Genomic DNA, 9771 nt, shown 5'->3' with positions numbered 1-9771 from the left:
CATGACAAACCACCTCCCGGTTCAGGGTGAAGTTTGCCGCAAAACTCGCGCTCGGATCGGTCCAAGATTCCTAAAGCGGATCACTCGAGCGCCAGCGCGAAGGCGTGGCCAAAGCCAAGGCGGCGGGCAGATACAAGGGGCGCAAGCCGATTGCCCCTGAACTTCGGGATGCGGTCCTGCAGTTGGCGTCGCTCGGAACGACTAAAGTCAGTATTGCCCGCCAGCTCAACCTGGGCGAGGCCACCGTCTATCGGATCCTCGCCGCTGCCAAGACAACCGAGTCAGGCTGAGACTGTCGGGCAGCGACGTCCATATTCGCAAATGGCACTTTTGGCGGCTATGTGCGCGCTACCCCACTTAGCGCCAATTTTTTGCGATGTGGGAGATTGCACCTCTATTGAATTTTGAGTGGAGGTCCAGCGTCAGGTGGGACCAAGTGACCAAATCGTGAAAGCCATGTCCCGATGCTTAGCATAGGCTTGTCCTCAGCACGGGCGCGCTAGCTTTTGTGCTCTTCGGGCCAGGAATGGGCTCACGCTGGTGAGCACCGAACCGTCAGCGTACGAGTGTCACTTACATGGCGAGCGTCTTTTGGCACCCGCCACACCACAACAACTGGTGATGACAATGCAGATTACCAAATACCAATATTATGGCTTTGAGCCAAGCCGGAACCGTATCGACAACCTCCGTTCACTTGAAGACTACAATCTGACGGCCCCGGAGGGGCGGGAGAGCTTCCGGAGGAGGTTCTCCCATATGGGGTGCTGGGACAAAATTAAGGATTGGTTCAGAGGCGGTGCAAAAAAGCAGGTTCTGCATGACCTGTGCACGGCAGTCATCGCAGCAAAGTTGCTGGAGATGGGGGAATATCGGCCGAGCCATTCTGGAGAACCGGATGAGCCCAGTTTTTTAGTCCCGCCGGATGAAGCGGCAGCTTGCGCACGGCTGCTAAAGAACCTGACGGAGGACGCACGGTGGGAGGCGCTTGATCGGCCAGTATTGCTGGGAGATGAGTGTGTGCTCGCCCTTAAGCTCGGGTTCGGTGACGGCGAATTTCTGAGACTTCCGATAGTCGCGGAGTGCTTTAAGGGCGGCGAGGGTGGGCTGACGGGAAATGAGATCCGCCGAGTGTTCGAGGCCCGCATCGGAGACCAGTCACTTATCGAGAAGGCGACACAGACGGTGCTTCAAGCCGGGATCAATCAAGAGCTTGAGAGGGATAACGGGCCAACTGGCAATACCATTGGTAACACTCATCGGGAGCAATACTGGTTGGACTTCGGCCGGACAGGCGATGTCCAGTTTGTCCTCGCCGATGGAAGCCGAGTCCAGGCCAAAGATCATCTCCCACAGTCTAAGGACTTGGATGCTGCCATAATGAAGGGTGACGGAGCGACCAATGTTGCCGCCTTGCTCATCGATCAACGCTATTCGACGCTGCTGAGTGCCAAAGTTGTCCAGTGGCAAGCTTCCTTGCGGGAGGACGATGACTTTTGCAAGAAGTTTCTAACGGACGACGAGGTGGACCATGTATCGTCAAGTGCGAGGATTACGTGGCAAATCCCCACCGAGTTTCACCAAACCCGGACTGTGCGGAGCACATTTGAAATAAAGAACCACACCCAGGAATACAACGTGACGATTAAGGCCGACCTAAGATTCTCGCAAGATTTCTATCAGCAAATCGTGGACGGTAGTGCCATGGGACTCCGTCGGCTTGGCGCGGAGCACGTGACCATAACGCGTCTTGTCATGGCCGAGGCAGAGTGAACTGAATCGCCCCGGGATTTGAGGAGGCTCCAACTCTTGAGAGAACGGAGCCACGAACAAGAAATCGAGCAAGTTTTCCCCGGAAGTCCGGGAGCGCGCAGTACGCCCGATGCGCGAGCAGCGTAGCGAGCATCCGTCGATGTGGGCGGCGGTCGAATCGATTGCACCGATGATCGGCTGCACGCCGCAAACGCTGCACGACTGGGTCAAGCGAGACGAAATTGATAACGGCGAACGTGCTGGTCTGACGACGAACGAGCGTGAGCGCCCTGAAGGTGCTGGAGCGCGAGAATAAGGAATTGCGCAAGACCAACGAGATTTTCAAGCTGGCGAGCGCGTTTTTCGCCTAGGCGGAGCTCGACCGCCGTATCAAGTCCTGAAGGCCTTCATCGATCAGCATCGCGGCACCTTCGGGGTCGAGTCAATCTGCAAGGTTTTGCGGATTGCCCCGTAGGCCTACTGGCGCCATGCGGCTCAGCTTCGTGATCCATCGAAGCGCTGCGCCCGTGCGAAGCGCGATGGCGTGCTGTGCCCGGAAATCCAGCGTGTCTGGCAGGCCAACATGCGTGGACCGTATTAAAACTGTCACTATTTCGACAGTAAAAGTGTCACTTGCGGTCAGGCGCATCGCGAACAAGAACTTTCATCAGACAACGCCATGCTTCCCGTTTCCAGCGCAGAGGCTCGGTGCCTCCAGCCCTCAGTGGCTGCATCAACCTTAGCACCGCCCCAACAAAGCGCACAACCGCCGACTACGCTGGCCGCCAGCGTGCGCGCGGTGTATCAGGCCGGTGAGTCATCCGGCATGCCGTCGAGCTGGCTGGAGCGCCCATCTCCCCCCGCAACAGCAGCAATACTTGACGCGGTGCTGGATATGCAAGGGGTACCGGCGTGGCATACCGGTGTGTTGTCTGGCATGCCGCCGAGTCCGCTTCAACACCCATCTCGCCCCTCAACAGCAGCAATACTTGACGCGGTGCTGGACATGCAAGACGAATTGGCTTTGCATACCGATGCGTTCTCTGGCATGCCGTCGACCTCGGCCCAACGATCGCTGCCCCCCGAAACTCAGGAGACGCATGCCGGCGACAGCGATCGAAAGCGCGTAGCGTCACAGGACGCAGGCAGTTGCAGCGATGCTGATTTAATGCCTCCGCCGGTCCAAATCCCCCGCAAAGAAACTGGCAGGGGGCACGGAAGAACGGCGGTCACCACGGAGATGGTGCGGGAATGGCAGCACCTCGGCAAGCAGGGAATTGACAAGGCGGGCGGGCGTGACGGCGTGGCCAGACAGTACGGCGTCGTGTCTGGCACGCTGAAAAATTATCTTCGTGCAGACGGCACGCTGACGAGGCGTGCCGAGGACCGGCTCAACCCGGCCGTCACAGAAGTGACTCTCGAGATGTTGCGGGAGTGGCAGTGCCTCGGCAAGCAGGGAATTGATGAGGTGGGCGGGCTCGACAGCTTGGCCACGCGGTACAGCGTCGTGTCTGGCACGCTGAAAGATTACCTTCGCGCAGACGGTACGCTGACGAAGCGCGCCGAGGACCGGCTCAACCCGCCGGGCACGGACATCACCCTCGAGATGTTGCGGGCGTGGCAGCACCTTGGCAAGCAGGGGGTTGACAAGGCGGGCGGGCGTGACGGCGTGGCTAGGCAGTACGGCGTCGCGTCTGCCACGCTGAAAAATTACCTTCGTGCAGACGGCACGTTGACGAAGCGCACCGAGGACCGGCTCAATCCGCCGGGCAAGGACATCACCCTCGAGATGTTGCGAGAATGGCAGGGCCTCGGCAAGCAGGGGATTATCAAGGCGGGCGGGCTTGACGGCTTAGCCGGGCAGTACGGCGTCGCATCTGTCGCGCTGAGAAATTATCTTCGTGCAGACGGCACGCTGACGAAGCGCGCCGAGGACCGGCTCAACCCGGCCGGCTCGGACATCACCCTCGAGATGTTGCGGGCGTGGCAGCGCCTCGGCAAGCAGGGAATTGATGAGGCGGGCGGGCTCGACAGCTTGGCCACGCGGTACAGCGTCGTGTCTGGCACGCTGAAAGATTACCTTCGTGCAGACGGTACGCTGACGAAGCGCGCCGAGGACCGGCTCAACCCGCCGGGCACGGACATCACCCTCGAGATGTTGCGGGCGTGGCGGCACCTCGGCAAGCAGGGAATTGACAAGGCGGGCGGACTTGACGGCGTGGCCAAGCAGTACGGCGTCGTGTCCGGCACGCTGAAAACTTACCTGCGCGCAGACGGCACACTGACGAAGCGCGCCGAGGACCGGCTCAATCCGCCGGGCAATGACATCACCCTCGAAATGTTGCGGGCGTGGCAGCGCCTCGGCAAGCGGGGGATTGATGAGGCGGGCGGGCTTCACGGCGTAGCCACGCGGTACGGCGTCGCGTCTACCGCGCTCATACATTATCTTCGTGCAAACGGCACGTTGACGGAGCGCGCCGAGGGCCGGCTCCGCAAGGGTGGCGTGGAGATGTAATGGATGCCTGCCCTGCCGGCTGAAGCCGATTCAGCGCCTTCTCCTTGAGCGCGAGATCGGCTTCCATGTAGATATGCGTCGTGTTCAGGTTCTCGTGGCCGAGCCAAAATGCGATCACGCTCATGTCAACACCGGACTGCAATAGATACATGGCCGTCGTGTGCCGAACAACGTGAGGCGAGATGTATTTTCCGCTCAAAGCAGGACAAGTGCCTGCCGCGCGCGATACGGCTTTTTGCAGGATCGAGTCGACGCCGTTGCGCGTCAGCCTTTCGCCACGGTAGTAGGTGAACAAGAGCACGGCCGGTTCCTTGGAGCAATTGCGGCGGGGTTGGGTGGGGGCAATGCGCTGGGTGGGGTGTTGGATGCTGGAGCGACGTCGAAGCTGGGTAGTCGGCCCTGAACAAATCGCTTTACCTGCTGTCAGGTTCAAGTTGTAGCGGCAGCGGCGAGACCGTTGTTTAGCAAAGCGATGAGAATGAAGGCGTAAAAAAGCCGGAGCTTCCTCAGGATCATCCGCAGGTTGTGACCGGCACCCCACAGCACTGCGTGCATCGCGTCGCCCAGCGCGCCTTTGAGCCAGTTCCGATCCAGTTTCCATCCGCCTCCATGTGGCCGATGATCGGCTCGATGGCACTGCGTCGCCGGATCATCGCGCGTAGTCCGCGGGTGATGTCACGTCGCAAGCCCGGGTGGTAAATCTTCACGCCGTCGATTACGACACCCTTGTAGCCGCGGTCCACAATGGCGACCTCCGGCTTGACGTCGCTCAAGATCGACGCCTGCTCCAGTGCCTCGGCCAGCGTGTGCCCATCGTACGGATTGCCGGGCATCGAGCGGGCGCCGACCACCAACCCTTCCTTGTAGGTCGTCGTGATCGACACTTTCACGCCGAATTCATACGGCGTGCGCGTAACGACCGATCTGACCTGCCAGACGCGGCGCCTCCCGGTTGTAGTTCTGCCTGAGCTTCAGGCCGTGCCGGGCGGCAGCCTTCACCAAGTGTTCGCGGCACCGCTCGAGCAGCCTCGAATCAGTCGGGTGCGCAATCGCTTTCTCCATCACCATCGTATCGACGATCACGCGCTTCACGCTCGACGCTTTGATTACGCCGGCGCGCTTGGCCGCTTCGATCGTCTCGGCCAGCAACTCCTCAGCGCCGGCCTCGCCAAGCCGCTTGCGCCAACGCGTCAGGCTTGACGGGGCGATCGGCGACTCAGTCTGCAAGTAGGTTTCGCCCGTGAAGACCTGCCAGTAAGGATTCTCGACCCATTGCCAGACGACCTCTTCATCGGACAAGTCGAAGGCGTGCTGCAAATAGAGCAATCCAGCAATCAGGCGCGGCGACGTCGCGGGCCGTCTCTTGCGCGACACAAAGCTCTCGCTCATCGACGCACTCAACCGATCCCAATCGATTAGATCGGCCAGGCGTACCAACGAATGCTTCAGGTTGATCTGTTCGCGCAGCGGATGCCGGAAAAAGTCTTGCTCCGTCACAGGCGTCTTCGGCCCCATCCGCACCTCATCAAAAATTGCAGGACTCACCCGTCAATATGCCCGCTTCCTGCAAATCCAACAACACCGTTCAGGGGCCGGAGCCTTGCGTAGTGAGGCTCTCCGCATTGTTCTGGTCCGACTAGGTACAGCAAGCCGGAAAAACAGGCTCTACTTTGCATTCCAGGAACTGGGTCGGGTGGTGCACACGATATTTCTGCTCGAATACATCAGCCACGAAGACCTGCGTCGCGTCATGCAGGCGGCGCAGAACAAATGCGAAGGCTTCAATAAGTTTGCACAGTGGGCGTATTTCGGTTCCGACATCATCGCGGAGAACGTGCGCGACGATCAATTGAAGATCATTAAGTATAACCATCTGATCGCCAATCTCGTGATCTTCCATACGATGCAACGCGAGCACTGCCTGCTGCGCCTCGGTCTTTACAGCAACTTCCTTGCTCGCCACCTGTGTCGCCATCCAGATGGCGCGTGCATCGGCGGCATCGTTCTTGTTTCGGATGTTGAACGCTTTGACGAATTTGGCTGGCATCAACTTCACTTGGTGGCTCATTTCGATCAATCGCCGTGCCCAGTGTTGGGATCCGCCGCAGGACTCCATCCCAATGAGGCAAGGCTTACGATTCGCAAAATATTCGAGAAACGCTGCCCGCTTGATAGGTCTGTTCACGATCTCGCCAGTTTCCGGATCCACCCAGTGCACCTGCATTACGTTTTTTGCAATGTCAACACCCATGATCGTAGGCGTCATGACGGAACCTCCGGCTGAGTAGGCCAATATGATCACCGATTTCTATTCAGTGGCGGCCGCCGACCACCGACGCGACACATAGCGATGGGTGGGGGGCGTTCATATCATTCACCAGATGAATGGCGGATGCTGACGATTTTACTGACACCAACGATGGCGCTCAGTCAGCCGGAGTGGAGTTCAAAATACCGGCGTATGATCGCCTTGCCACCCCGGTGAGCGATTCATGCAAGTGCCGATAGCGAGCTTATGTAACAGTGAGACTGCCCGCAATGGGCCATCTGGCGATGGCGGGCACATCGCGAACAAGAACTTCTATCAGGCAACGCCATGCTTCCCATTTCCGGCGCACAGGCTCAGTGCCTCCAGCCCTCAGTGGCTGCATCAACCTCAACACCACCCCGACAAAGCGCACAGCAGCCGCCGACGCTGACCGCCAGCGTGCGTGCGGTGTATCAGGCCGGTGAGTCATTCGGCATGCCGTCGAGTTGGCCGGAACGCCCACCTTCCTCCGCAACACCAGCAATACTTGACGCAGTGCTGGACATGCAAGGGGTACCGGCGTCGCATACCGATGCGTCCTCTTTCTCTGGCATGCCGCCGAGTCCACTTCAACATCCATCTCGCCCCCCAACAGCAGTAATACTTGACGCGGTGCTGGACATGCAAGGGGTACCGGCGTCGCATACCGATGCGTTCTCTTTCTCTGGCATGCCGCCGAGTCCGCTTCAACATCCATCTCGCCCCCCAACAGCAGTAATACTTGACGCGGTGCTGGATATGCAAGGGGTACCGGCGTCGCATACCGATGCGTTCTCTTTCTCTGGCATGCCGCCGAGTCCGCTTCAACATCCATCTCGCCCCCCAACAGCAGCAATACTTGACGCGATACTGGATATGCAAGGGGTACCGGCGTCGCGTGCCGGTGCGTTGTCTGGCATGTCGCCGAGTCCGCTTCAACACCCGTCTCGCCCCTCAACAGCTGCAATACTCGAAGGGGTGCTGGACCTGGAGGACGAATTGGCTTTGCATACCGATGCGTTCTCTGGCATGCCGCCGACCTCAGGCCAACGATCGCTGCACCCCGAAACTCAGGGGCTGCATGCCAGCGGCAGCGATCGAAAGCGTGTGGCGCCACAGAACGCAGGCAGTAGCAGCGACGCTGATTTAATGCCTCCGCCAACCCGAATCCTCCGCAAAGAAACTGGCACGGGGCGTGGGAGAGCGATGGTCACTACCGAGATGTTGCGGGAATGGCAGCGTCTCGGCAAGCAAGGGATTGATGAGGCGGGCGGGCTTGACGGCGTAGCCAAACAGTACGGCGTCGCGTCTGGTGCGCTGAAAATCTACCTGCGCGCAGACGGCACGCTGACGAAGCGCGCCGAGGACCGGCTCAACCCGCCTGGCACGGAAGTCACCGTCGAGATGTTGCGGAAGTGGCAGCGTCTCGGCAAGCAAGGGATTGATGAGGCGGGGGGACTTGACGGCGTGGCCAGGCAGTACGGCGTCGCGTCTGTCGCGCTGAGAAATTATCTGCGTGCGGACGGCACGCTAACGAAGCGCGCCGAGGACCGGCTCAACCCGCCTGGCACAGACGTCACCCTCGAGATGTTGCGGGAGTGCCAGCACTTCGGCAAGCAAGGGATAGATGAGGTGGGGGGGCTTGATGGCGTGGCTAGGCATTACGGCGTCGCGTCCAACACGCTGAAACATTATCTGCGTGCAGACGGCACGCTGACGAAGCCCGCCGAGGACCGGCTCAACCCGCCTGGCACGGACATCACCCTCGAGATGTTGCGGGAGTGGCAGCATCTCGGCAAGCAAGGGATAGACGAGGCGGGGGGGCTTGACGGCGTAGCCAAACAGTACGGCGTCGCGTCCAACACGCTGAAACATTATCTGCGTGCAGACGGCACACTGACGAAGCCCGCCGAGGACCGGCTCAACCCGCCTGGCACGGACATCACCCTCGAGATGTTGCGGAAGTGGCAGCGTCTCGGCAAGCAAGGGATTGATGAGGCGGGGGGGCTTGACGGCGTGGCCAGCCAGTACGGCGTCGCGTCTGGCGCGCTGAAAAATTACCTGCGTGCAGACGGCACGTTGACGAAGCCCGCCGAGGATCGGCTCAACCCGCCTGGCACGGACATCACTCTCGAGATGTTGCGAGCGTGGCAGCGTCTCGGCAAGCAAGGGATTGATGAGGCGGGCGGGCTTGACGGCGTGGCCATGCAGTACGGCGTCGTGTCCGGCACACTGAAAAATTACCTTCATGCAGACGGCACGTTGACGAAGCGTGCCGAGGACCGGCTCAACCCGCCTGGCACGGACATCACCCTCGAGATGTTGCGGGAGTGGCAGCATCTCGGCAAGCAAGGGATTGATGAGGCGGTGGGACTTGACGGCGTAGCCAAACAGTACGGCGTCGCGTCTGGTGCGCTGAAACATTATCTGCGCGCAGACGGCACGCTGACGAAGCGCGCCGAGGACCGGCTCAACCCGCCTGGCACGGACATCACCCTCGAGATGTTGCGAGCGTGGCAGCGTCTCGGCAAGCAAGGGATTGATGAGGCGGGGGGACTTGACGGCGTGGCTAGGCAGTACGGCGTCGCGTCTGGCGCGCTGAAAAATTACCTGCGTGCAGACGGCAAGTTGACGAAGCCCGCCGAGGACCGGCTCAACCCGCCGGGCGCGGACATCACCCCCGAGATGTTGCGGGCGTGGCAGTGCCTCGGCAAGCAAGGGATTGACAAGGCGGGGGGGCTTGACGGCGTGGCTAGGCGGGACAATGTCCCGGCTACGGCACTGCGACATTACCTTCGTGCCGACGGCAGCCTCACCCCGTTCGGCGAGAACCGGCTCCGCAAGGCTGGCACGCGGACAGTCTGGTCGGAAAATGCCATGACACCTTCACTGAGTGTCGATCGCGCGAAAGCGATCTACCGCACTGCGATCGATCCTCGCGCGAGCGACGCCGAGTCTGCCGAGTGGTGGGATGATGTGGTGGACGAAATACGTGACGTAGTTGCATCGCGTACGCTTGCTGACGCCGCACAGGTCATAGAACGGTGGCACCACGACTGGACGAACGTTTCCGATACGGCGCGAGATGCCGCGAAACGCATCCGCTCGGCGGCACGCGCGCTTCGCGCTGCTCACTAACATCACGGACAACAGGATGTCGATGGAGTAGCTTCCTGAAACACCGGACACAGTCTCCCACTTAAAATAACGGGTAGGC

General features: G+C 60.3%; 5 protein-coding genes, 4 pseudogenes and 1 other annotated feature. Of the genes and pseudogenes, 6 read left to right on the top strand and 3 right to left on the bottom strand.

Features of this window, described 5'->3' with window-relative positions; all coding sequences use genetic code 11:
* Positions 1-104: 104 nt before the first annotated feature.
* The 4 genes and pseudogenes from PHO31112_RS13015 (at position 105) to PHO31112_RS13000 (ending at position 4267) form a co-directional block, all read left to right on the top strand.
* Positions 105-290, top strand: coding sequence for a helix-turn-helix domain-containing protein (locus PHO31112_RS13015; protein WP_217427027.1), 186 nt, complete (start codon positions 105-107; stop codon positions 288-290).
* Positions 291-540: 250 nt separating this feature from the next.
* A complete protein-coding gene (locus PHO31112_RS13010; RefSeq protein ID WP_150620864.1) occupies positions 541-1773 on the top strand; it encodes a hypothetical protein in 1233 nt (410 codons plus the stop codon).
* A 109-nt stretch (positions 1774-1882) separates the two neighbouring features.
* Positions 1883-2341 (top strand): annotated as a pseudogene (locus tag PHO31112_RS13005) (IS3 family transposase); the annotation flags it as partial.
* Positions 2108-2224, top strand: a sequence feature (AL1L pseudoknot). Its footprint overlaps the pseudogene before it by 117 nt.
* A 135-nt stretch (positions 2342-2476) precedes the next feature.
* On the top strand, positions 2477-4267 hold the full coding sequence (locus PHO31112_RS13000) for a hypothetical protein (protein WP_150620863.1): 1791 nt from the start codon (positions 2477-2479) through the stop codon (positions 4265-4267).
* On the opposite strand, the gene PHO31112_RS27915 is transcribed toward PHO31112_RS13000, so the two are convergent.
* Positions 4188-4808, bottom strand: coding sequence for a tyrosine-type recombinase/integrase (locus tag PHO31112_RS27915; RefSeq protein WP_150620862.1), 621 nt, complete (start codon positions 4806-4808; stop codon positions 4188-4190). The two genes, PHO31112_RS13000 and PHO31112_RS27915, sit on opposite strands and share 80 nt — an antisense overlap.
* Positions 4697-5782: pseudogene (locus PHO31112_RS12990) on the bottom strand (transposase). Before PHO31112_RS12990 ends, PHO31112_RS27915 begins: the two are co-directional and overlap by 112 nt.
* 109 nt (positions 5783-5891) lie before the next feature.
* Between PHO31112_RS12990 and PHO31112_RS27600 the strand changes: the two are divergent.
* Positions 5892-6176 (top strand): annotated as a pseudogene (locus PHO31112_RS27600) (Tn3 family transposase); the annotation flags it as partial.
* Here PHO31112_RS27600 and PHO31112_RS12980 read toward each other — a convergent pair.
* A pseudogene (locus PHO31112_RS12980) lies at positions 6117-6533 on the bottom strand (IS110 family transposase); the annotation flags it as partial. The pseudogenes PHO31112_RS27600 and PHO31112_RS12980 sit on opposite strands and share 60 nt — an antisense overlap.
* 1227 nt (positions 6534-7760) lie before the next feature.
* Between PHO31112_RS12980 and PHO31112_RS27595 the strand changes: the two are divergent.
* A complete protein-coding gene (locus tag PHO31112_RS27595) occupies positions 7761-9692 on the top strand; it encodes a hypothetical protein (RefSeq protein ID WP_246178126.1) in 1932 nt (643 codons plus the stop codon).
* Positions 9693-9771 lie beyond the last annotated feature (79 nt).

Origin of the sequence: Pandoraea horticolens, from assembly GCF_902459555.1 — a bacterium.
Lineage (GTDB): Bacteria > Pseudomonadota > Gammaproteobacteria > Burkholderiales > Burkholderiaceae > Pandoraea > Pandoraea horticolens.
The sequence above is the reverse complement of the archived record's forward strand: the minus strand, read 5'-3'. Positions and strand labels throughout refer to the sequence as shown.

What these genes read in the sequence shown, in the direction of transcription:
- PHO31112_RS27595 (WP_246178126.1), top strand. Translation starts at nt 7,761, where the DNA reads ATGGTCACTACCGAGATGTTGCGGGAATGGCAGCGTCTCGGCAAGCAA.